15 protein-coding genes and 6 pseudogenes are annotated in these 24,139 nt (G+C 31.5%); 9 read left to right on the forward strand and 12 right to left on the reverse strand.

Annotated elements, in window-relative coordinates:
• Positions 1 to 173 precede the first annotated feature (173 nt).
• Together NSU06_RS00115 and rlmH are read left to right on the forward strand one after the other, a co-directional pair.
• Positions 174 to 956 (forward strand): MBL fold metallo-hydrolase, encoded by a 783-nt coding sequence (locus NSU06_RS00115; protein ID WP_100442533.1) that lies wholly within the window; start codon positions 174 to 176, stop codon positions 954 to 956.
• Between the two features lie 420 nt (positions 957 to 1,376).
• Entirely contained in the window at positions 1,377 to 1,856 is a 480-nt protein-coding gene (rlmH, locus tag NSU06_RS00120; RefSeq protein ID WP_048760983.1) for a 23S rRNA (pseudouridine(1915)-N(3))-methyltransferase RlmH, read from the forward strand.
• 245 nt (positions 1,857 to 2,101) lie between these two features.
• Here the strand turns inward: rlmH and NSU06_RS00125 are convergent, their stop codons facing one another.
• Positions 2,102 to 2,776: an IS6-like element IS257 family transposase gene (locus tag NSU06_RS00125; RefSeq protein ID WP_001105984.1), complete on the reverse strand. Its 675-nt coding sequence runs from the start codon at positions 2,774 to 2,776 to the stop codon at positions 2,102 to 2,104.
• Positions 2,777 to 2,833: 57 nt separating this feature from the next.
• On the opposite strand from NSU06_RS00125, the pseudogene NSU06_RS00130 reads away from it, so the two are divergent.
• Positions 2,834 to 4,876 (forward strand): annotated as a pseudogene (locus NSU06_RS00130) (heavy metal translocating P-type ATPase); the annotation flags it as partial.
• 181 nt (positions 4,877 to 5,057) lie between these two features.
• A complete protein-coding gene (gene lpdA, locus NSU06_RS00135) occupies positions 5,058 to 6,479 on the forward strand; it encodes a dihydrolipoyl dehydrogenase (protein WP_340778953.1) in 1,422 nt (473 codons plus the stop codon).
• Between the two features lie 216 nt (positions 6,480 to 6,695).
• Here lpdA and NSU06_RS00140 read toward each other — a convergent pair.
• The 4 genes and pseudogenes from NSU06_RS00140 to NSU06_RS00155 all read right to left on the reverse strand — a co-directional run bounded on the left by NSU06_RS00140 (position 6,696) and on the right by NSU06_RS00155 (position 12,149).
• Positions 6,696 to 7,370: pseudogene (locus NSU06_RS00140) on the reverse strand (IS6 family transposase).
• Between the two features lie 210 nt (positions 7,371 to 7,580).
• On the reverse strand, positions 7,581 to 8,150 hold the full coding sequence (locus tag NSU06_RS00145) for a TetR/AcrR family transcriptional regulator (RefSeq protein ID WP_002504079.1): 570 nt from the start codon (positions 8,148 to 8,150) through the stop codon (positions 7,581 to 7,583).
• A gap of 349 nt (positions 8,151 to 8,499) precedes the next feature.
• On the reverse strand, positions 8,500 to 9,444 hold the full coding sequence (locus NSU06_RS00150; RefSeq protein WP_002484621.1) for a glycine betaine ABC transporter substrate-binding protein: 945 nt from the start codon (positions 9,442 to 9,444) through the stop codon (positions 8,500 to 8,502).
• A gap of 23 nt (positions 9,445 to 9,467) precedes the next feature.
• The gene (locus NSU06_RS00155; protein ID WP_002484615.1) at positions 9,468 to 12,149 is read right to left on the reverse strand and encodes an MMPL family transporter; all 2,682 of its coding nucleotides are present in this window, start codon (positions 12,147 to 12,149) and stop codon (positions 9,468 to 9,470) included.
• A gap of 387 nt (positions 12,150 to 12,536) precedes the next feature.
• Between NSU06_RS00155 and NSU06_RS00160 the strand changes: the two are divergent.
• Positions 12,537 to 13,556, forward strand: a pseudogene (locus NSU06_RS00160) (type I restriction-modification system subunit M); the annotation flags it as partial.
• Complete coding sequence (locus NSU06_RS00165; protein WP_167805881.1) at positions 13,549 to 14,703, forward strand: restriction endonuclease subunit S; 1,155 nt, start codon at positions 13,549 to 13,551, stop codon at positions 14,701 to 14,703. The pseudogene NSU06_RS00160 and the gene NSU06_RS00165, both read left to right, overlap by 8 nt.
• A gap of 269 nt (positions 14,704 to 14,972) precedes the next feature.
• Here the strand turns inward: NSU06_RS00165 and NSU06_RS00170 are convergent, their stop codons facing one another.
• From NSU06_RS00170 to NSU06_RS11560, 4 genes and pseudogenes are all read right to left on the reverse strand, one after another.
• Positions 14,973 to 15,470 (reverse strand): GNAT family N-acetyltransferase, encoded by a 498-nt coding sequence (locus NSU06_RS00170; protein ID WP_167805880.1) that lies wholly within the window; start codon positions 15,468 to 15,470, stop codon positions 14,973 to 14,975.
• 275 nt (positions 15,471 to 15,745) lie between these two features.
• A complete protein-coding gene (locus tag NSU06_RS00175; protein ID WP_172473808.1) occupies positions 15,746 to 15,967 on the reverse strand; it encodes a hypothetical protein in 222 nt (73 codons plus the stop codon).
• A gap of 14 nt (positions 15,968 to 15,981) precedes the next feature.
• A pseudogene (locus NSU06_RS00180) lies at positions 15,982 to 16,481 on the reverse strand (DUF1643 domain-containing protein).
• 14 nt (positions 16,482 to 16,495) lie between these two features.
• Positions 16,496 to 16,637, reverse strand: a pseudogene (locus NSU06_RS11560) (DUF960 family protein); the annotation flags it as partial.
• Positions 16,638 to 16,731: 94 nt separating this feature from the next.
• On the opposite strand from NSU06_RS11560, the gene NSU06_RS00185 reads away from it, so the two are divergent.
• From NSU06_RS00185 to NSU06_RS00195, 3 genes are all read left to right on the forward strand, one after another.
• Positions 16,732 to 18,051: a hypothetical protein gene (locus tag NSU06_RS00185; RefSeq protein WP_242282639.1), complete on the forward strand. Its 1,320-nt coding sequence runs from the start codon at positions 16,732 to 16,734 to the stop codon at positions 18,049 to 18,051.
• Positions 18,052 to 20,175, forward strand: coding sequence for a hypothetical protein (locus tag NSU06_RS00190; RefSeq protein WP_172473810.1), 2,124 nt, complete (start codon positions 18,052 to 18,054; stop codon positions 20,173 to 20,175).
• Positions 20,176 to 20,308: 133 nt separating this feature from the next.
• Positions 20,309 to 21,460 carry a nucleotide-binding protein gene (locus NSU06_RS00195; protein WP_150885771.1) on the forward strand — a complete coding sequence of 384 codons (1,152 nt, stop codon included), beginning with the start codon at positions 20,309 to 20,311 and terminating at the stop codon, positions 21,458 to 21,460.
• A 69-nt stretch (positions 21,461 to 21,529) separates the two neighbouring features.
• Here NSU06_RS00195 and NSU06_RS00200 read toward each other — a convergent pair.
• The 3 genes and pseudogenes from NSU06_RS00200 to NSU06_RS00210 all read right to left on the reverse strand — a co-directional run.
• A pseudogene (locus tag NSU06_RS00200) lies at positions 21,530 to 22,024 on the reverse strand (nucleotidyltransferase domain-containing protein); the annotation flags it as partial.
• Between the two features lie 237 nt (positions 22,025 to 22,261).
• Entirely contained in the window at positions 22,262 to 22,579 is a 318-nt protein-coding gene (locus tag NSU06_RS00205; RefSeq protein ID WP_150885773.1) for an ArsR/SmtB family transcription factor, read from the reverse strand.
• A gap of 215 nt (positions 22,580 to 22,794) precedes the next feature.
• Positions 22,795 to 23,936, reverse strand: a protein-coding gene (locus NSU06_RS00210) for an IS3 family transposase (RefSeq protein ID WP_172473811.1) whose coding sequence is annotated in 2 segments (ribosomal slippage) — positions 22,795 to 23,666 and positions 23,666 to 23,936 — 1,143 coding nt in all. Because the reading frame shifts where the segments join, the coding sequence is not laid out codon by codon here.
• Positions 23,937 to 24,139 lie beyond the last annotated feature (203 nt).

Raw genomic sequence — 24,139 nt, forward strand, 5'->3', positions numbered from 1 at the left:
AGGTTGGTATAGTATAATATAAAAGTACTTTTAGAGCGGAAAGTTTCGAACAAAGATACAGGTTCGAAACTATATTTTTTTAGAAAAAAAGTAAATATAAAATAATTAGACTGAAGGCACTCTAAATAATTAAAATTTAAGATAATGAGAAAGGATGAACCATCTTGATTCGAATGAGCGTATTAGCAAGCGGTAGTACAGGAAACGCGACTTATGTAGAAAGTGAGAAAGGCAGTCTATTAGTAGATGTCGGTCTTACGGGTAAAAAGATGGAAGATTTATTTAGTCAGATTGATAGAGATATGAAGAATCTGAATGGCATCCTAGTGACACATGAACATAGTGACCATATTAAAGGACTTGGCGTCATTGCACGTCGATATGGTTTACCCGTGTATGCGAATGAAAAAACTTGGAAAGCGATTGAGAAAAAAGACGATAAAATTCCGATGGACCAAAAATTTATTTTCAATCCATATGAAACAAAATCTATTGCAGGTTTTGATATAGAATCATTTAATGTCTCTCATGATGCGATTGATCCACAATTTTACATTTTCCATAATAACTATAAGAAATTTACGATGATTACAGATACTGGCTATGTGTCAGACCGAATGAAAGGTATGATTCAAGGTAGTGACGCATTTATGTTTGAAAGTAATCATGATGTGGATATGTTACGCATGTGTCGTTATCCTTGGAAGACGAAACAGCGTATTTTAAGTGATATGGGACATGTGTCAAATGAAGATGCAGGACATGCGATGGCGGATGTGATTACAGGTAATACGAAACGTATCTATCTTTCACATTTATCTCGTGATAATAATATGAAAGATTTAGCACGAATGAGCGTTGGACAAGTATTAAATGAACGTGATATCGATACTGAAAAAGAAGTATTATTATGTGACACAGATAAAGCACAAGCGACACCGATTTACACGTTATAAAATTGAAAAAAAGTATGAAGCTTAATGAAAACCTTGAGGAAATATGAGGTTTTTATTAAGCTCTTTTTTTGGAAAAATTAAAGATATGATCTAACAATTTGGACTATACATGAATATTCATTAAAAAGTGGATAATTAGAGTGATTTACTTAGAATATGTGAATAAATATAAAAGACGGTCGTGAAGTTATCCCCAAATCTGAAGAAAGTTATCCACTATTGTGAATAATACACATAGAAATACTCACATTATACACAGACTTATCCACAAAAATGGTGTATAAATGAGAATTTTTGTAGATAAATCTCAAATTTTCCACAGAATTTATATACATTACTGTTATAATTAGAGGGAATTCTGTTAACAAGTTGATAACTTGTGGATAAGTCGAATAACTATTATCAACACGGAGGACTATAATGAAGATTACTATTTTAGCTGTCGGCAAATTAAAAGAAAAATACTGGAAACAAGCGATTGCTGAATATGAAAAAAGACTCGGTGCATATTCTAAAATTGAGATGATTGAAGTACCGGATGAAAAAGCACCTGAAACTATGAGCGACAAAGAGATTGAACAAGTCAAAGAAAAAGAAGGACAACGATTATTAGCCAAAATTAAACCACAAGCCACCGTTATTACATTAGAAATACAAGGTAAAATGTTGTCATCGGAAGGTTTAGCTAAAGAACTACAACAACGTATGACACAAGGACAAAGCGACTTCGTCTTCGTCATTGGGGGATCAAACGGACTCCATCAAGACGTCTTAAATCGTAGCAACTACGCACTCTCATTCAGTAAAATGACCTTCCCACACCAAATGATGCGCGTCGTCTTAATCGAACAAGTGTATCGAGCATTTAAGATTATGAGAGGCGAAGCATATCATAAATGATGAGGTTTTTGATAGATCTATTATATTTAGTTGTAATTTTAATAGAAAAGGTTAAGTGAATTGAACATTCTGGGTGTATTTATAATATAAACTCCATTATCATAAAGATATATATTAAAAATCGATGTATGGAGAGGTTATATGAGTACCAACTTAATATATGAAATCAATGAGGTTCTAAATGGGGTTCTGTTGCAAAGTTAGAAAAATATAGCTAACTACCATTTTATCATGTCGTTGTTCCCTTAACTGGCTAACATATCCCTAATTTCGTGGCATGGCGAAAATCCGTAGATCTGAAGAGATCTGCGGTTCTTTTTATATAGAGCGTAAATACATTCAATACCTTTTAAAGTATTCTTTGCCGTATTGATACTTTGATATCTTGTCTTTCTTACTTTAATATGACGGTGATCTTGCTCAATGAGGTTATTCAGATATTTCGATGTACAATGACAGTCAGGTTTAAGTTTAAAAGCTTTAATTACTTTAGCTATTGCTACTTTCGTTGAAGGTGCCTGATCTGTAATTACCTTTTGAGGTTTACCAAATTGTTTAATGAGACGTTTGATAAACGCATATGCTGAATGATTATCTCGTTGCTTACGCAACCAAATATCTAATGTATGTCCCTCTGCATCAATGGCACGATATAAATAGCTCCATTTTCCTTTTATTTTGATGTACGTCTCATCAATACGCCATTTGTAATAAGCTTTTTTATGCTTTTTCTTCCAAATTTGATACAAAATTGGGGCATATTCTTGAACCCAACGGTAGACTGTTGAATGATGAACGTTTACACCACGTTCCCTTAATATTTCAGATATATCACGATAACTCAATGCATATCTTAGATAGTAGCCAACGGCTACAGTGATAACATCTTTGTTAAATTGTTTATATCTGAAATAGTTCATACAGAAGACTCCTTTTTGTTAAAATTATACTATAAATTCAACTTTGCAACAGAACCTTTTGGAGCATCCAAAATTTCCGTTTACGGAGAAGCAACGATTGAAGAATTAGAAAAAGCAGGTGCTTTTGAGAATCTTAAAGTGGCCTCTGAAAAACCTGTACGGCAAGCTACACAAGAGATTAACCAGGAAAAAGAGGATGAAAAAGAAGAAAAAGTGCCATTCTATAAAAAGCACAGTACTTTACTCTATTCGACCTTATTGATTGTTTTCGGATATCTTTCAGTCTTTGTTAATGGGGATGAGAACATTGTTACTACATTATTATTTGTAGCATCGATGTTAATAGGAGGATTATCGCTTTTTAAAGTTGGTTTCCAAAACTTGTTACGCTTTGAATTTGACATGAAAACACTTATGACTGTTGCAGTTATAGGTGGTGCGATTATAGGAAAATGGGCAGAAGTTTCTGTTGTTGTCATACTCTTTGCAATTAGTGAAGCTCTAGAACGATTTTCTATGGATAAAGCGAGACAATCAATTCGATCATTAATGGATATTGCACCTAAAGAGGCACTTGTTAGACGAAAAGGTCAAGAAATGATGGTTCATGTAGATGATATTGCAGTTGGAGATATTATGATTGTCAAACCTGGTCAAAAGATTGCCATGGACGGGATGGTTGTAAGTGGGTACTCTGCTGTTAATCAAGCTGCCATTACAGGTGAGTCAGTCCCTGTTGAAAAAGCGGTTGATGATGAAGTATTTGCAGGTACTCTAAATGAAGAAGGATTACTTGAAGTAGAAATAACTAAATTAGTAGAAGATACAACCATTTCAAAAATTATTCATCTTGTAGAGGAAGCACAGGGAGAACGAGCATCATCTCAAGCCTTTGTAGAAAAATTTGCGAAATATTATACTCCGATCATCATGATCATAGCTGCGTTAGTTGCTGTAGTTCCACCATTATTCTTTGGGGCTAGTTGGGAAACATGGGTTTATCAAGGTTTAGCTGTTTTAGTCGTTGGTTGTCCATGTGCGTTGGTTATTTCCACCCCGATTTCGATTGTTTCAGCAATTGGAAATGCAGCGAAAAAGGGTGTCCTAATAAAAGGTGGCGTTTATTTAGAAGAAATGGGTGCCTTAAAGGCCATTGCTTTCGATAAAACAGGTACTTTGACAAAAGGTGTCCCTGTTGTAACTGACTTCAATGTGTTGAACAAACAGGTAGATGAAAATGAAATGCTATCCATCATTACTGCATTAGAGTATCGTTCTCAGCACCCTCTTGCATCAGCAATCATGAAAAGAGCAGAAGAGGCGAATATTTCTTATTCAGATGTTGTGGTAGATGACTTCTCTTCCATTACAGGAAAAGGAATTAAGGGTACTGTAGACGGAACGACCTATTATATTGGAAGTCCAAAACTATTTAAGGAACTGTCAAACTCTAGTTTTGATAAGAATTTAGAGAAAAAAGTTGCAACTCTTCAAAATCAAGGGAAAACTGCTATGGTTGTTGGAACTGACAAAGAAATACTAGCTATTATTGCAGTAGCAGATGAAGTACATGAATCAAGTAAAGAAGTCATTCAAAAACTACATCAACTTGGCATCAAAAATACAATTATGCTTACCGGTGATAATAAAGGTACTGCGAATGCCATTGGAAGTCATGTCGGAGTAAAAGAAGTTCAGGCTGAATTAATGCCTCAGGATAAATTGGATTATATTAAACAATTGAAATCGGAATACAACAACGTAGCTATGATTGGCGATGGTGTCAATGATGCACCTGCATTGGCAGCTTCCACTGTTGGAATTGCAATGGGTGGAGCTGGTACTGATACAGCATTAGAAACGGCGGACGTTGCACTAATGGGAGATGATTTAAGAAAACTTCCGTTTACGGTAAAACTAAGTCGAAAAGCGCTAAACATAATAAAAGCTAACATTACTTTTGCAATTGCTATTAAATTTATTGCCTTATTATTGGTTATTCCAGGTTGGTTAACACTCTGGATTGCGATTCTTTCAGATATGGGTGCAACTCTTCTTGTAGCGTTGAACAGTTTACGACTTATGCGAGTGAAAGAGTAAGAGTAAAAAGGGCTTTCCATTTAGAAAGCCCTTTTAATCAAAATGTAGATTATTTTTTATAAATTGTCTAATAAGAGAAGAAAAATAGGTGAAAATAAGAAAAAGGTTAGACACATATTACACAACTATATTCTTGAGTACAAATAGTAATTATAGTTACTTATCAAAGGAGGAATCTAGGATGACTGGAGAAGTGAAAAAAGATGTAGACCTTTTAGTGATAGGAGCAGGGTCTGGAGGTTATGTGGCGGCAATACGTGCTGCCCAGTTAGGAAAAAAGGTGGTACTGGTTGATAAGGCGGAGTTAGGAGGAGTTTGCCTTAATCGAGGGTGTATCCCTTCAAAAGCTCTTATTAGTGCATCTGAACGAGTCAAACACATTAAACATGCCAATACAATGGGGCTTAAGGTTTCGGGTGAGGTTCAAGTTGATATGCCAGAAGTAGTAAAGTGGAAGGACGGAATCGTGAACAAGCTAACAGATGGGATTCGCACCTTGTTAAAAGGAAATGGTGTAGAGGTCATCAGTGGGGAAGCCTATCTCACTGAAGCACATATTGCAAAAATAAAAATAGAGGACGAGGAACAGATTTTTTCCTACAAAGATTTAATTCTTGCAATAGGTTCTTTGCCAGTCGAGTTAAAAAGTATGCCATTTGATCAAAAAAGAATCATTTCTTCAACGGAGGCATTGCAACTACAGGAAGTACCCAATCATTTAGTTGTGGTAGGTGGTGGTTATATCGGTTTAGAGTTAGGTACTGCTTATGCAAAGTTTGGGGCAAAAGTGACCATCCTTGAGGGATCGGATACAATTTTGTCCGGGACAGATCCTATCCTAACAAAAACAGTAAAACGTCATTTAAAGGAAATTGGAATCACTGTTATAACGGATGCCCTTGTTCAAGGTGGAGAAAATACAGGCGATGAAGTTAACGTCCATGTTCAAGTTGATGGAAAGGAAGAAATTATTCAAGGTGATTATTGCTTAGTTTCTATTGGGAGAAAACCAAACACAGGTAAAATTGGTCTGGAAAATATCGGAGTAGTATTAGACGACCAAGGATTTATTAAGATAAATAACAAATGTCAAACAAACATTGAACATGTTTATGCAATAGGGGATTGTGCTGGTGGTGACCTCCTTGCTCATAAAGCTAGTTATGAAGCAAAGATAGCAGCCGAAGTGATCAGTGGTCAAAATAGTGTGATTGATTTTCAAGCGATGCCTTTTGTTATCTTCAGCGATCCTGAAGTAGCCTATACAGGTTTAACAGAGAAGGAAGCAAAGGAAAAAGGATACGAAACAGTATCCAGTCGTTTTCCATTCCAAGCAAATGCTAGGGCGTTATCTGTCTCGGATGCAGATGGCTTTGTACAAGTTGTAGCCGAAAAGAATACGAAAAGAGTGTTAGGAGTACAGATGGTTGGACCAGAGGTATCCTCTCTGATTGCAGAGGCTGTTTTTGCGATTGAGGCTGGGGCAAATGCGGAAGATCTTAGCCTTACGATTCATGCTCATCCTACCTTACCAGAGACACTTATGGAAGCAGCAGAAGGTGTGATGGGACATGCTACACATATGTTGAATACAAAGCAATAATGTGAATGCAGGCCAACCTGCACTTTTTCATAAGTGCAGGTTGAATTTTTATTAATGGATGGAGACTCATGCACATTTTGTATTGATAGATGTATTACTGTATAAAATTCCTGATGGTATGGATTAATCACTATTCATGAATTTCTAATGAACTGGGTGGTTCTGTTGCAAAGTAAAAAATATAGCTAACCACTAATTTATCATGTCAGTGTTCGCTTAACTTGCTAGCATGATGCTAATTTCGTGGCATGGCGAAAATCCGTAGATCTGAAGAGACCTGCGGTTCTTTTTATATAGAGCGTAAATACATTCAATACCTTTTAAAGTATTCTTTGCTGTATTGATACTTTGATACCTTGTCTTTCTTACTTTAATATGACGGTGATCTTGCTCAATGAGGTTATTCAGATATTTCGATGTACAATGACAGTCAGGTTTAAGTTTAAAAGCTTTAATTACTTTAGCCATTGCTACCTTCGTTGAAGGCGCCTGATCTGTAATTACCTTTTGAGGTTTACCAAATTGTTTAATGAGACGTTTGATAAATACATATGCTGAATGATTATCTTGTTGCTTACGCAACCAAATATCTAATGTATGTCTCTCTGCATCAATGGCACGATATAAATAATTCCATTTTCTTTTTATTTTGATGTACGTCTCATCAATACACCATTTGTAATAAGCTTTTTTATGCTTTTTCTTCCAAATTTGATATAAAATCGGGACATATTCTTGAACTCAACGGTAGACCGTTGAATGATGAACGTTTACACCACGTTCCCTTAATATTTCAGATATATCACGATAACTCAATGCATATCTTAGATAGTAGCCAACGGCTACAATGATAACATCCTTGTTAAATTGTTTATATCTGAAATAGTTCATACAAAAGACTCCTTTTTATTAAAATTATACTATAAATTCAACTTTGCAACAGAATCATATTTAATATGATTAATATAGGTATTTGGCCAATGGTCATTCTAGCATTATTAATCATAGCTAATAGTATTTTTATGGTTTATAAGACAGTAGACGTTAAAAAACGCAAATGACAAAAAAGCAATCTCACTCTTAATTTATGTGAGATTGCTTTTATTTATCATAACAATATAATGATGTTTCAAGCACATTATTTAATGTTTCAAACACTTCTTCAACTGTATAGTTATAGTCATTTTCTACCCAACGTCGTAGTACTTCTATTACACCACTACTGTAAAAGTCAGCTACAATTTCAGGATGTTTACTTTCTCTAATCTTTTGCGCTAAGGGGTTACGCTTACGAGTTGAGTTATTTAACATCATTTCGCGACTCACATTCGTTAAACTTCTAAATACATCTGCCTGTCGAGACGAAACTAATAGATGCTTAAAAATCTTTTTATTATTACCAATGTAATAGATAAAGTCTTCAAATGATTCAGGGGTTGTAATGTCTGCTGATGTGTCACCTTTAGCTATAATTTGTTGTGTAATAAAGTCAGGTAAAGTGTAGAGTAATTCATATTTATCTTGGAAGTATCTGTAGAACGTACTGCGGTTGATTTCTGCAATATCACATATTTTTTGAACCGTGATTTCATCAAAATGATAATCATGTAAAAGTATAAACACTGTTTCATGAATATGTTTAATCATGCGCTTTTGATTTGCTGACGGCATTATCTGATTCTCCTATTTATTTAATCTAGTCAGATAGCCTGACGTAATAAGAGTAATTTATCACAATAAAGTTGATTTTTCCAAACATAATAACTGATACTACGTTTAAATTTGTTTATAAAAAAAGAGTAAATAAGTTATTTGAAACGTTTAATACTATAGGAGCGATATAAAAAAGTGGGAGCGAAACTGAGTTTAGTTTCACCCCCTCGCAATAATAGCTACGATTGAGAAGAGTTTGTCTTAAGCGCCTTCTCAACTCGATTTGCTACTGTAAATTTGCATTATGAGTTTTAAATATGCTACACCAAACGAGCATATTCTTTATTTGTCTTTCTTAACTTTGTAATTAGTTAGTCTCAATACCTTCTAACCATTCATCTACTTTATTATCATTATCATCTACATAGTCTTTAGCTACTTGTTCTGGATTTTTGTTATCAACAAAGATTTTTTTAGCTAATTTGTCTTCGTCAGATTTACTCCAATCATCTGCCATACGTGTTGCAATTGTGTATGCAGCTGGATGTGCTTCTTTAAAGTCTTTGTTAAATACTAAGTCAATATGTTGATTATTATTACCATAAATGTTGTCTGGATCTTTCAACATTTTAACGTCTAATTCTTTAGAGAACCAGCTAGGTTCCATTGCTGTGAAGACGATAGGTTCTTGTTGTTTAAAAGCAGATTGAATTTTCTTGAATTGGTCTTGGTCAGAACTTTCTTTCAAGCTATATTTATCCAAGTTGTCACTATCAAGTTCATCTTTAGTTTCTTGCATAACGCCATTACGTGCGTCTGTGCCTTGAATTGTCCAATCTACAGATTTTCCGAAGTCACTGTTTTTTAAGTCACTAATTGAGTCGACATCTTGCACGTACTTAGGCACGGCTAAACCTACTTTTGCGTTATCAATTAAATGTTTATCATCATAAATTGTTAATTTACTTTTGAACTTATCATAGTAACTTTTATCAGTAGTAGGGAAGATACCTGATTCATGGAATGAATCAGAGTTCTCTGATACAGCAGCATATAACGGGCCACTTGCTGTTACTGGTGTAGTTGTTACATCATAACCTGCTTTTTTCAATACTTCTGCTATAACTAGTGAACGTGGTGTTGAATTATCACTCGCGATATAAGGTATTTCGATTTCTTTATTACCAAGTGATGTTTGACTATCGTCTGATGAACCACTACTGCTACCACTATTACCACAAGCACTTAGCACTATGGCTAAGGCTAGTGTAGCTAGTAGTCCTAAGAATTTCGAACTACGTCGTTTTAACATAACGTGTTTCCTCCTTTTTAATATTAGTCTCTAAGCTCGTCATCATGACGATGTTGAGATGATCGGTTATATCTATCGTAAACACCTTTGTTGTTTTCACGAGCGTATAACATTAATGCTTTGAACAATACATCTTGATCAATATTGCTATCAGTTAATTCTTTGTATAAGTTTGTTGTTTTATCGAAATTTGAATCATGATAATCATGGTTATCATTTTGATGATCATGATTGTTATGACGATAATCATCGTTACTATCGTAATTGTCTTGATAGTGTCGATCATTATAATTACGTTCATCATGATGAGTATGGTCGCCATCTTGAGTATAAAGTGATTCATAGTCGATATCATCACGTTGATTATCATAATGATGTTGGCGATGATGCTGGTCATGATGATTATCTAAATGCACAGAACGGTTATAATCTTCGTCATTATAATTGCGATTGTGGTTACGTTTGTCATTTTGATAAACATAGTTATCTTTGTCTTGTCTAGCGTATTCATTATTTTTATCGTTGACATGACCTTTTTCAGAAGATGTGTCGTGATGTTTATCTTCTTCTAAAGCTTTACCTTCAACGTCAACGTTTGGCAATACTGCACCTAACCATTTAGGAAGGTACCATGAAGCTTTACCAAAGAGTTTCGTCAATGCTGGAATTAATGTCATACGTACGACGAATGCGTCGAATAACACACCGAAACCTAATGCGATACCCATTGACTTAATTGCACTGTCATCTTGGAAGACGAATGCGATGAATACACTGAACATAATAAGTGCAGCAGCTACGATAACAGGTCCACTTTCTTTGATACCTACACGGATTGAATGATCATTGTCGCCAGTCTTACTGTATTCTTCATGTACACGTGTCATTAAGAAGAGCTCGTAGTCGATGGCAAGTCCGAATAACAATCCAATTGTGATTACTGGAAGGAATGCAAGTAATGGTCCTGTGTTTTCAATACCAAATAAGCTACCCATAAAGCCATGTTGAATGACTAATGTTGTGAAACCTAGTGTAGCCATTAATGAAAGGATAAAGCCTAGTACTGCTTTTAATGGAACTAAGATTGAACGGAATACAATCATTAATAAGAAGAATGCTAATACAACGATAACGCCTGCAAATACTGGAATAGCGTTGTTTAGTTTTTCTGACATATCGATGTTAATAACACTTTGTCCTGAAATTTCAGTGCCATAGTCATATTTTTCTTGCGCTTGGCTATGATAATCACGTAAATCATATACTAGATTTTCTGTTGACTGTGAGTTCGGTCCTTTTTCAGGAATGATTGTGAATAATGCGTAATTGTTGTTGTCGGTTAGTTGTGCTTTTGAAACTGTATCAACATTATCAATGTCTTCTAAATCGCTACGCATATTATTTAAGTCACGTTCGATAGTGCTTTTACTTCCACCATCTTTTGTATTTACTAACATGACAATTTGTCCGTTATAACCTTCGCCAAAATTATCTGAGATTAATTTATAGGCTTTGTATTCTGATGAGTCAGTTGGTTTTAAACTATCATCTGGAATACCTAAACGCATGCCACTGACTGGTATAGCAGCTAAAATTAAAATAATTAAACTTACAATAACAGCGATAACTGGCTTACCAACAATAAATTTTGCCCAAGGATGATCTTTAGGGTCTTTACTTTTAGATGGTTTATCTTTAATTTTAATACTTTTATGGAAGATACTGATTAGGGCAGGTAATAGTGTTAATGCTGCTAATACCGCAAATAACACACTAATCGCTGAAGCGAATCCCATAACCGCTAAGAAGTCGATTCCTACAAGTGATAAACCACAAACAGCAATCATAACTGTAAGACCAGCGAATATTACAGCACTACCTGCTGTACCCACTGCTGTTGCGATAGCTTCTACAGTATCGACACCTTTTTTCTTAAGTTCTTTAAATCTAAATAGAATAAAGAGTGAGTAGTCAATACCAACAGCTAAACCTATCATTACAGCTAGTGTAAGAGTGAAGTTTGGAATATCAAAGATATATGTTAATAATGCGATGATACCAACACTTGAACCTAAACCGATGATTGCACTAATAATTGGCATACCAGCTGCGATAAGTGAACCAAAGGTAATAAGTAAGATTACGAATGCTACGACAATACCGACAATTTCTGATGTACCACCAGGTTCAGCATTCATAGCGCCACCTTGAGTTTTTTCAATTTGCACATTGTGGTTGTCAGTTACATCTTTTAATTCTTTGTCGATGATATGTTTAGAAGAATCTTTTAATCCAGTTTGTGGAACTACATAACTTACATTAGCGATAGCAGTATCGCCTTCATCATTAACTTGTCCACTGTCATATGGATTAGAGATATTTTGGATATAATCATCATTTTGTCTGATATTGTCTAAAGCATCTTCAATATCTTTCTTAGTATCTTTATTATTGAGTCCATCATTCTTATTAGAATGGAAGACTATTTTCATCGAGGCTTTCTCACTGTCCTGATGAAATTCTTTACTAATTTTATCGTTTGTGTCTAATGACTTAAGGCCGTTCATAGTGATGTCACTGTCAAACTTCGGTGAGTTTATCATTAATGGCGTGATAATGACACCTAGTATAACAAGCCATCCTATAACACTTAGCCATTTGTTCTTAGCTATAAATTTTCCTAGTTTGTATAATAGCTTTGCCAAGACATTTCCCCCTATTTCATTAATTTATATCGCTTAAAGTATGGGTAGTGTGTTGATGATTTGTGAGCAATTACATTAAATCGATACCTCAAATTAAGCATATTTAAAATGTTACATTTGATAATGTAACAAGTTATACCCACGTTCGGTACCATTAAAAGTTTTACGTCGTTGGAAAATGCAACACTTTGGAAAAATTGTCGGTTAAAATAGCGTGTATTAAGGGGATATATAAGAAAAGGTTCTGTTGCAAAGTTAAAATTATATGCACATCTATACAAAACTATAAAAGCAAATATTGTTTTAACAGTAAAGAGTTTTGTTAGTATTAATTATTTTTCGTTTTTCAGTATAAATATTACATGATTTTTAACTTTGCAACAGAACCTGTTAGGAGATGCTTATGAATATTTAATTGGTCAATTTGCGGCTAACGCAGGTAAAAAAGCAGGAGAATTCTATACGCCGCAACAAGTTTCTAAGATTTTAGCTAAAATTGTGACAACGAATAAACCGAACTTAAAAAATGTTTATGACCCAACATGTGGTTCTGGTTCATTATTATTGCGTGTGGGACGCGAAGCCGATGTTCGCTTCTATTATGGTCAAGAATATAATAATACCACCTTCAACTTAGCACGAATGAATATGTTACTACATGATGTAAATTATACACGTTTTAAAATAGATAATGATGATACCTTAGAAAATCCTGCTTTTAGAGGAGAAAAATTTGATGCGGTAGTAGCTAATCCGCCTTACAGTGCGAAATGGAGTGCCGATCCATCATTCTTAGATGACGAACGCTTTAGCGGTTACGGCAAACTAGCACCTAAATCAAAAGCAGATTTTGCCTTCATTCAACATATGATTCATTATTTAGATGATAATGGCACAATGGCTGTAGTTTTACCACATGGTGTGTTATTCCGTGGGGCAGCAGAAGGAACGATTCGTAAATATTTAATTGAAGAAAAAAATTATTTAGATGCAGTGATTGGATTACCAGCAAACCTATTCTTTGGGACAAGTATTCCAACCAGTATATTAGTATTCAAAAAATGCCGAGAAGACAGTAATAATGTATTATTCATTGATGCTTCACAATCATTCGAAAAAGGTAAAAACCAAAATCATTTGACTGATGAAGACGTTGATAAAATTGTTACAACATATCGTCATAGAGAAACCATTGATAAATTTAGCTATGTAGCATCCCTAGATGAAATCAAAGACAATGACTATAACTTAAATATACCAAGATATGTCGATACATTTGAAGAAGAAGAACCGATTGACTTAGATTTAGTTCAACGACAATTGTCAGATATTGATAAAGAAATCGTTAATGTTGAAGCAGAAATTAATGAGTATCTTAAAGAATTAGGAGTGTATAAACATGACTAATGAAGTGAAAAATATACCAGAATTGAGATTTTCTGGGTTTGAAGGCGAATGGGAAGAGAAGTTAATAAAAGACATTTTAGAGTTTGAAAATAATAGACGTAAACCAGTAACGTCTACCATCAGAGAAATTGGTAATTACCCTTATTATGGGGCTTCTGGAATAATTGATTATGTTAAAGATTACATATTTAATAACGAGAGGAGATTACTTATTGGCGAAGATGGCGCAAAATGGGGATCTTTTGAAGAAAGTAGTTTTATTGCTACTGGTAGATATTGGGTTAATAATCATGCTCATGTAGCGAAAAGTGAATTGAATAATTTGATTTTTTTAAATAACTCGTTGAATTATAAAGAGTTAAGAACTTATGTTACGGGAAATGCGCCTGCTAAATTAACATATAACAATTTGTGCAATATACCTATATTATTACCATCTATAGAAGAGCAAAACAAAATTGGTAATTTTTTTAGCAAACTCGACCGCCAGATTGAGTTAGAAGAAGAGAAACTTGAACTTTTAGAGCAACAAAAGAAAGGGTATATGCAAAAGATTTTCTCTCAAGAACTGCGATTTAAAGATGAGAATGGCAAAGATTATCCAGCATGGGAAATTAAAAAATTGGGAGACCTCTATAAATACCAACAGGGGCAACAGATACCAGTGGAAAATCAATATAAAATACCAACTAATAATATGAAAAGATTTATAAGAATAGTAGATATTACTGAAAATCCAAAAAAAAGATATATAAAAGACCGTAAAGAAAGTGGTTTAATAAATCGAAAAGATTTAATCATGATTCGGTATGGAGCATCAGCGGGCACGATATCAATGGGTTACGAAGGAGTTATAGCTAATAATTTATTTAAATTTGTAAAAAAACAAGATGTAGATAATAGATATTTCTATTTCTTATTAAAGAAAAGTCACTTTAAAATAAAATCTTTATCTAGTCAATCAGCTATGCCCGCACTAAATTTTAATGCTATGGATACATTAAAATTTAGTATACCGCAGTACTCAGAACAACAAAAAATAGGTGAATTTTTTAGTGAATTAGATAAATTGGTTGAGAAACAGGTTTCAAAGATTGAATTATTAAAGCAACGCAAACAAGGGTTACTACAAAAAATGTTTATCTAATACTGATAAAGTCCTATTATGTAAAATATTAAATAGAGATAATATTATGAAAGCGAGCCCAAGACATAAAGTTTTTTATAAATTTTTTGATTATTTTCAGCTGGTTGAGCTACTACTTTTCTCATATTGAGTGCCGTTCATACAAATCCCAATTCTCTTTTAACTTTATTTATTCCTCTTACGGACATTCGAGTGAAGCCCATTTCAATTTTATTAGAAGTAATTTAGGTTTGAACCTACCTAAATGAATATATGAGTTATTTTTTATACTATAAAATATATTCAGATTTCAATAGTGACATAAAATAGGCATCTTTATATTTACCTTTAGTGTAGAATTGCTCTTTGAGTAATCCTTCAGTTTTAAATCCTTGTGACTCGTATATATGAATAGCTTTTTTGTTATCTGCATCAACATATAGATAAATCTTGTGCATGTTTAAAATATCGAATGCATAAATTATCGCTTTTTCGAATGCGAATTTTGCATAACCTTTACCACTGAACTCAGGTTTAATAATTATTTGTATTTCACAATTACGATGGATGTAATTAATTTCTACTAATTCAACAATACCTACGACTTGATTTTCATCTTCGACAATAAAACGTCTTTCCGATTCATCTAATAAATGCTTATCAAATAAATGTTGAAGTTCCGTCAAGGATTCATAAGGCTCTTCAAACCAATAAGACATAATAGAATATTCATTATTTAATTCATGAACAAAAAGTAAATCACTATACTCTAATGCTCTTAGTTTCATAATTCCACTCCCAAAATTTCATATATATTTGCATTATAAATATAAATAACGAATAAGTCATCATTCACTGTGAACACTTTATTTTAACAATTCACTACATACTAATTCTCATTTTCTTGTTATTCTCGATTTATTACTCTTACTATGAAACCTATAAAATTCTCACATTTGTTTGTATTAAGAATAAATACGTCAATAGTAATAATAAAAAATAAATAATAGAGCATCCCTCACCGCTAAGTGAAGGATGCTCTAGTTTTATTAGAATATAGTTTTCATTTTAATAGATAATGGTTAATAATTGTCTGTAAATCATTATTAAGTACCGTTGTTATAGAGTCATCATCCATAAAATCATCATAGATTTTATTCAATATTTCCTCATCTTTAATTGCTGCGAAATGATGTACTAGTCCTTTTACAATTGAAATATAATTTTGCGATGCTAAGCAATTAGCAACCGTTCGCCAGTCTGAGTGTGTGGTTTCATGGTTCATAGATAATCCTCCTTTTATTTCAAAGTCCATTTTTGACGTGTTTTAGGGTTAAGTGGATGCATAATTTCATTTGTTGCTGGGTTTATAAGCTTTTTAATTTTCTTTTTGTGAGGCTTCAACATTTCCATCACTTGCTCAACACGTTCGACGACAACAGGTCGTTTCGCATAAGCACCATAAGCTAGAATCACTGTGTCACTTTCACTAATTGCTTTCATTAAATGTATGTCCGTGTGTTTATCGTAAGGTTCTTTATCTTTGAGATGCTTTATACTCATAGGTGTTTTAATATTAGAGAAAAGATTAGCGAGATAAACAGCGCCATATTAGCTAATTGATTGAGGATGAGAACCGTAGTAAGATCGAGTGATAATACACCATCTAAATGAGGATACATCGTTATCACAGTACAAGCCGGTTTCTTTTCATCCCACGTCTTTTTGAGTAAGTAGCGGTGGTGTTCATCATCGCTAAATATCGCTTCTGTGTATATTGTACTTTTAATTGTATTCATCATCGACACTTCCTTTAGTATTTTTCTGACAAAAGCATCACATAATAAAAAAGCGTCTACGTCATCTTTACGGATGACGTAGACTTTCTTAGGTAATGCATTTCCATTTTTTACATATTTTGTATACTGATATTCCAATTTATATACGGGTTGTTCTTATTCATATATGATTTACATAATATTATGATAAAATATTTTTAAAGATATTAATTATTTTTTGCAATATTTATATTTAAAAAGAGGTTTAAACATGTCAATGAAATACTGTGAAAGATGTAAAGAAGTACATGAGACGATCGAGCTATGTAATGATTTAAAAAAACAATTAAAAAACAATCCTGACTTAATTAGTGAGGCAATGAACTTTACTAATTTAGCTGCACAATATGAACTAATTAGTAGCCAATCATTAGATGGAGTTGCAAAATCTATAAATAAATTAGCTAACACTAATTTAACATTTGAAGGTAGTAAACAATGTGCGAGAGATATACAGGTATTTCATCAATTGAACGTAGATGCTTTTAGTATCAGTGGTGTTTTTAATGATCCTAAGTTAGCTCAACAATATATTCAATCAGGTGGACAACCAATAGAAGATAATTTAAAAAGAAGATTAACTGGTACAGCTCAAGAAGTGGATTTTTTAAGAGATAGAAATGGAAGTCTTAAACGACTTTTTGAAAAAACGAAATTAGTAGGTGAAGAGACGTCTAATGCCCCAGGTATTGATGGCATAGTGAAAAATCGACTTACTGGGGTAGAGAAAGGCGTTTCAGTGAAAAATGCTATTGGAAAAACTGGATTACGCACAAATGTTAAAGATATTTTAAAAGCAATAGATAAAAATACTATTAGTCCTAATGATATAATAGTCGGAACTGATGGTACTAAGCAATCTGTTGAAAAAATGTTAAATGAAAATATAGAAAAAGCTATAAGAGAAAATAATATAGAACTCTTGGAAAAGTTAAAAAATGCTAAAGAAAATATGAAAGTAAAAGAAATAGGAAACTTTGAAACGTCAAAAAAGTCTAGTGAACGTTTAATAAATAAAGTTAAAAATGGCCAAGCAAATAGTAAAATAACTAAAAATGCCGTTGCTAAACAAATGAAAAATGGCGGAATTGTTGGAGCTGTCGTAAGTTTTAGTACATCAAGTATTTTTAATTATTTAAAATATAAAAATGGTGAGATAACTAAAGAAAAGGCTTTTACGGAGATTGGACAAGAAACTTTGAGTGGAGCAGTTATTGGTTCGGCTATGGGAGGGTTAAGTTTATTCTTTCCTGCTGGAGTAATCGGTTTTGCAACAGGTATTATTGTTGGAATGTATGTAGGTAAAACTACTAAAAATATAATGGATGAAATATTTGGTAAAGGGGCATTTGAACAAATACTACATTCTAGTGGTTATATTTATGGTACAACAATGAATTTGAATACTTTAATAAATAAAATAGAGATAAATGAGAAAAAAATTAAAAAAAATCATACAATTATGAAAAATTTAGATAATAAAATAGATAGATCATCAGAAAATATTTCGAATATATTGGAGGATTTATAGGTGAGTCAGTACGAAGTTGAATTTAATTTAAATGATTTTGGTCAAAATAATAACGATATTCAATATCTAAAGACAGCTATTGACAAATTAACAAGTGAATCAGAAAAACAATTTCAAACTATAAAAAATGAGAAGTGGTACACTAGAATAATCGATTTAGCAACCTTATCAAATAAAAAGAATATTAGAATCTCTCAACAAATTTCTAGTCTGGCTCAAGCACAGGATGTATTAATAGAATTATTAAAAAGATTGTCCGCTACAGATGTAGAAATTGATAATATGTTATTAAATAACATGCATAAAGTTGAGAACCTATATAGTCATACAGAAAAATTAGCATTGAAAGTAAAAGAGTTAAAAGAACAGATGCTATTTGGCATTAATCAAAGTAAAAGTATAAATGATTTAAAAGAATTCGATAAAAAAATATTGTATACATTATTGCAAGAAGCTTCTAAAACTTTCGAAAATACAAGTGAAAATCAGAAGTACTTTGCAGATAGTTTGTTTAGATATTTAAACATCGAATATTCTACAATTAATTTAGTTGAAGCTGTAAATCAATTAGACTCTGTTACTACAAAAAAAGTATTATTACAATTATTGTTAGAATATGGTTTTTTAAACGATAATAATTTTGAATTTAATAGTAAATTTGAAAAGATTGTCGAATTATTTGATTTCGGTAATAAAACAATAAAAGAAATAAAAAATACAGTAAATAATATCTATAAGCTGAGAGGAATAGAAGGTTTTAGTTGGTTTAGTTCAGTTACAATAGATGACGAGTTTATTCTAGATTTAGATATTGAAGACGATTTAAGTCAAGAATCAGAAAGTGTTGAAGAAAAAACTTTATTTGAGTTAGAACAGATTATGGTTGTAAATCAAGATGAAGAAAAAATTATTAAAAATAAGGTTATTAACCTATCATCAATTATTACTGTAAAAGGGAGATTACAATTTAAAAATTGTGATATAAATATAAAAGATGATTTTGTCCCTATGACATTAAAATCAGGTATCTTAGACTTTGAAAATTGTAGAATTTATGTGATTAGTGGGCAAGATAGTTCAATTATAAAGAGTGATGATGATTCTGAAATTAATATATCGCATTCATTAATAAGAACTACTAGACCCCTATACGAAGGAGAAGATGGGAAAACAATTGTAAAGGATAGTCATGTAGATATTCAGAATCAAAATTTTTTAAAATGTAAAGATATTGAAATAAAAAATTGTATATTAAAAAGAAAAATACTTATAGATACAAATAAAGATAATTCTTATACTAGCAGTAGCTTTTTTGAAACTAATGAAGGATCGATTAAAATAAAGAATTCAACTTTTGAAAATTTAAAAAAATTGTTTTCATATTGGCCTAGACCTAAATACATAGAAATAGAAGATTCTATTTTTGATGATTTTTGCGAATTAGGAGATTTAAGGTGTTCTTATAATGCTGATAATAATGGAATAATAAAAAATACTATTATAAATCAAATAGATGAAGAATTAAACATAAGTAAATTTGACATAATAGATAGTGAAATTAAAAATAGTGAAAGTAAAAATATTGATATATCTAATAGTAAAGTAAACAATTTAAAGTTGAATAAAATGAAAAGTGTGACTTTTAGTTCATGCTCAATTGAGAATTTAAAGGCAACTAATATAGATTCAATAGAATTAGGTTATAATAATACGTTTTCGAAAACTTCATTTAATAATTGTTATTTTGAAACAATACGTAAGATGGGCAACGAATTTTATAATTCAGTATTCTCCAATGCTTCAATTGAACCTACCATGCTTAAAAAAGGTTATTTAGATTTTTTATTCACTAAGAATGACTTTTTAGATACAAAAATTGAAGGATGTTTATTTAAAAATATTGGCGTTAAAAGTGGATATGTCGTAAATTTAGGATGTTATGAAAAAATAAAAAGTAAACGATTCGAAATAAATAATTGTATATTTGAAAATTGCAAGTCAGAGAATTCATTACTTATAAGTTTAAAAGATACTTATTGGCCTAAACTTTCAAGAAATAGTAAAACGATTATTTTAGGAAGCGAAAGAAATAACGTAGGGCTTGAAAATTTACAAAACAAATAAAAGATAATAAAAAAACCACATCATTTATCGATACGCAGAAAATTATCATAAGTAGGTGGGGGATAAAAATTATGTTAAAGGAATATTTTGGATTTAAATAAAACAATCAACAATATTATTTTAGGAGATAAAAATGAGTAAAATATTTTTTTCTTGGCAAAGTGACTTACCAAACTCTGATAATCGTAATTTTATTGAAAATGTTATAAAAAAATCTATTCAGGAGTTAAATAATATAGAATTTTCATTAGTATTAAGTATTGATAAAGATACTAATAAATTAGCAGGATCTCCAGATATATCAAACTCTATTTTAACTAAAATTAATGAGTCATCTGCTTTTGTTGCTGATATTTCATTTATTAATAATCACAATATTGGACGAAAAACTCCTAATCCTAATGTACTGTTTGAGCTAGGCTATGCTACTAAACATTTAGGTTGGGAAAATATAATATGCATATTTAATACAGATTATGGTTCTATTGAAGATTTACCATTTGATATAAGGAATAGAAGAATATTAACTTACTCATTAAAAGAAAATAAAAAAAATGAAGAAAAAAAGAAACTAATAAAAATATTCGTAAATATTTTAAAAGAAAATGAGCAAAGAATGGCGTTATCAAAAGAAATAATCGATTATTATAATGTAGATATTTATAATCAAATGGTTTTATTATTAAAATCTATAAACTCATTATTAAGTTCAGATATTAACAAAGGATTCTCTTTGCAGGATATTACTATTTTACTTTCCATGAAATCCTCTGATATAAAGAATTTAATTACTAATAAACAAATGTTAGGTTTTAGTTTGTTAAAGGATTATTCAGAAATAGAAAAATCTTTAAATGACTCTTTAAACAAGATAGTGCAAGTAAGATACTTTAATGACAAACATTATCTTCCTTTAATCAAATTAATAAAAATCCTTAAGAAATGGAATAAATTACAAAATAGAACTATTGATTTTAAAGATTTTAAGAAGATTGAAAATATAGGAAATGATTATAAAGTCTTAAATAATAATGATATTAGAAGAGTTTTATTAAAAAAAATAGAGAAGGATTTACATTTTATAGTTATCGATCATGGAGATTTCAAAAAAAGCTACTTAGAAAAAGATTTGTTAAATAATTATATAATTTCTAATGAACAAATTTTAGAAAAATATCATGATTTTATAACAGAAGTTATTGAAAATATTAATCAGTGGATAACATTAAATGATGGAGAATTTTTAATTGATAATATATCTATGGAATTAAGAGGAAAAATTTAAAAAGGTAAACGTATTTACACCCCAGACAATTAGAATTTAAGTCTAATTGCCTGGGTTTATATGTAATAGTTATATCAAATCAAGCCACTTATGATTAGGATTTTGAATTTCGAAAGATTCTTTAAGCCAGTTTTTTTGATCAATGTTCAGGTAGTCTTTAACATTCAAAAAATCCTTAGGGTCCTTGCCTCTAATATTTTTAGATTTGTATAGTAATACTATCTCTGGAGCTAGATATGGGAGATCTGTTTTAGTAAATAATAATGCTGATTTTAATGAGTAACAGATTCGAGAGTCTCGTTTAAATATCCAATTTTCATTACGAGATTCGTTTAAAAGAATCTCTAACTCATAATTATTTAAGTTATTTATTGCATGTACTTCATGAATAGGTAATTCTAAATATTCATTGTTCCAAGGTATAATATTTCCGTTTAGAACTTTTTTAAATTCCCACTGATTTAAGAATCGTTTTAAATCAAATTGATCCTCTCTAAAGATACCAATTTCTATATCCTCGTGAATTCTAGTTTCTTTACCTAGAAAAAGATCTATTGCCCACCCACCAGCAAAAAAACAAGGTTGATTAAAGACTTAATGGATATATCTACATAGTATCTAAGATAACAACAGATTAAAATAGGATATAAGGGGAGTCTAGAATCAATGCATACTCTTCATCTTACTAATAAACTACTTTACTATTTTAGAATTGTATAAACCATTATAGATTAAGTAAAAATAAGCCCTCATTTAGAATAAGTAATAATAAGAGAGGGCTATTTTGTATTATTAAATCAGTTAGTGTTTTACATGATTTTTAAGACTTTCTAGCTTATTATCCCAGTACACATCAAAATATTGTAACCAGTCGTTTACTTTTTTCAGTTCTTGAGATTGTGTTTTGTATCTAGTTTCTCTACCAACTTTCTTTTTGGTTACAAGATTGGATCCATATAATATGGTTAAATGTTTATTGACCGCTGTTCTTGAAATTGAAAACTCGTCAGTTATTGATGTAATTGATTTTTCGTCATTAGCAAGCATTATTAAAATTTTGCGACGATGTTTATCAGCAATAGCATGATATACATCATGCTTTGATTTTATTGATTGCATTATGAAGTCACGTAATTTACTAAATGAGTGTTAACAATTTCATTCCAGCCATCGTCCATAAAGCCTTGAACAACAGAATGTGGTTGGCCAAATTTAGTTAAAATGTATATAGATTACTTTCGTTAAAATTAGCAAGATCTTGTATTTTATAAGAAAAACTCAGGTTGAGACGGCACTGAATCCTTAAAATGGGAACTTAATAAAAACACTATGTTCTAGGCTGCTAATTCTCTGTATTTTACAGGGGATAAGTAGCCTAGTTTTTGTTGAATTCGATTATTATTATAGTTTTTAATGTATTTTTCGACAATATCTATTACAATATGATTAGAGCTATTAAGCTGATTATTGATGTAAAAAGTTTCAGACTTTAGCGAGGAATGAAAACTTTCTATCGGGGCGTTATCGGCAGGTGTTCCCTTTCGGGACATACTTCTGATAATGCCTTTTTCTTCGCATAATTGATAATAAGCATAAGATGTATAAACGCTGCCTTGATCACTATGTAATATACACCCCTCAGGTATATCGATTTGATTTAATGTATCATTAACTAAACTTTGGTCTTGTTTATCATCTATTTTATACGCCACAATTTCCCCGTTATAAATGTCCATTATCGAAGATAAATACAACATAGAGTGACCAAATGGTAAATAAGTAATATCGGTTGTTAATACTTCCATGGGACAACTCGCTTTAAATTGTCTTTGTAATAAATTGTCTGTTTTGTAATATGGTTTACCTATCCTTGTCGTTTTTTTAAGTCTAACTCGGCAGTTCAAATGATGCTTCTGCATAATTCTCTGTACTCTTTTATGATTAATTGGTGATGTATAACATTGATTAATCAGTGCTGTAATCTTACGATAACCGTAGGTATAGTGGTTGGCTTCACATAATTCAATGACTTTTTGTGTTACATTATCATTTTTATAGGTTTTGTTTTTCCATCGATAATATGTTGATTTAGGTATGTTTAATACTTCTAGTATCAATTTGATTGAATAGTTTCCTTTTAATTGATCCACTAAATCTATGACTACTGTTGGTACCACTTCCTTTCCAATGCCTTGTACTTTTTTAAAATATCCAATTCTATATCTTTTCTCTTATTTTCTAATTTTAATTGTTCTACTTCTGACAGCTCTTCTAATCCTTTACCGTAGGTATATTGTTTACCAACGTGTTGTGAAAATCTATAACTTTCCCCATTTTGATACCATCGCCACCAAGTTTTCACTTGTGTTCTATTTCTAATATTTAATTCTTCCATAATTTCTTTTGTTGAAAATCCTGCTGCTTTCATTTCAACAGCTTTATACTTTGTTTCTACTGAATAAGAAACTCTTTTCATAGAAAAAACACCTCCGCATGATTCATTTTAATATGAATTCAACGAAAGTGTTTTTATATAATTCCCACTAATTGGGGTCAGTTTACAGAAGCGTATCGTAAGTGAGGGGTTTTTTTAGCCGCTTCTCAAAGTGGGGCGGACGTATCAGAACATATGAGGTTTATAAGAATTACTGTTATGTTTTTTGAACACATCAATAAATA

The sequence above is a fragment of the Staphylococcus sp. FSL W8-1270 genome (assembly GCF_038007165.1).
Taxonomy (GTDB): Bacteria; Bacillota; Bacilli; order Staphylococcales; family Staphylococcaceae; genus Staphylococcus; species Staphylococcus hominis.

Excerpts from the sequence above, each read along its gene's own strand:
- NSU06_RS00115 (WP_100442533.1), top strand. The coding sequence starts at position 174 with ATGAGCGTATTAGCAAGCGGTAGTACAGGAAACGCGACTTATGTAGAA.
- rlmH (WP_048760983.1), top strand. The coding sequence starts at position 1,377 with ATGAAGATTACTATTTTAGCTGTCGGCAAATTAAAAGAAAAATACTGG.
- NSU06_RS00125 (WP_001105984.1), bottom strand. The coding sequence starts at position 2,776 with ATGAACTATTTCAGATATAAACAATTTAACAAAGATGTTATCACTGTA.
- lpdA (WP_340778953.1), top strand. The coding sequence starts at position 5,058 with ATGACTGGAGAAGTGAAAAAAGATGTAGACCTTTTAGTGATAGGAGCA.
- NSU06_RS00145 (WP_002504079.1), bottom strand. The coding sequence starts at position 8,150 with ATGCCGTCAGCAAATCAAAAGCGCATGATTAAACATATTCATGAAACA.
- NSU06_RS00150 (WP_002484621.1), bottom strand. The coding sequence starts at position 9,444 with ATGTTAAAACGACGTAGTTCGAAATTCTTAGGACTACTAGCTACACTA.
- NSU06_RS00165 (WP_167805881.1), top strand. The coding sequence starts at position 13,549 with ATGACTAATGAAGTGAAAAATATACCAGAATTGAGATTTTCTGGGTTT.
- NSU06_RS00170 (WP_167805880.1), bottom strand. The coding sequence starts at position 15,470 with ATGAAACTAAGAGCATTAGAGTATAGTGATTTACTTTTTGTTCATGAA.
- NSU06_RS00175 (WP_172473808.1), bottom strand. The coding sequence starts at position 15,967 with ATGAACCATGAAACCACACACTCAGACTGGCGAACGGTTGCTAATTGC.
- NSU06_RS00185 (WP_242282639.1), top strand. The coding sequence starts at position 16,732 with ATGTCAATGAAATACTGTGAAAGATGTAAAGAAGTACATGAGACGATC.
- NSU06_RS00195 (WP_150885771.1), top strand. The coding sequence starts at position 20,309 with ATGAGTAAAATATTTTTTTCTTGGCAAAGTGACTTACCAAACTCTGAT.
- NSU06_RS00205 (WP_150885773.1), bottom strand. The coding sequence starts at position 22,579 with ATGCAATCAATAAAATCAAAGCATGATGTATATCATGCTATTGCTGAT.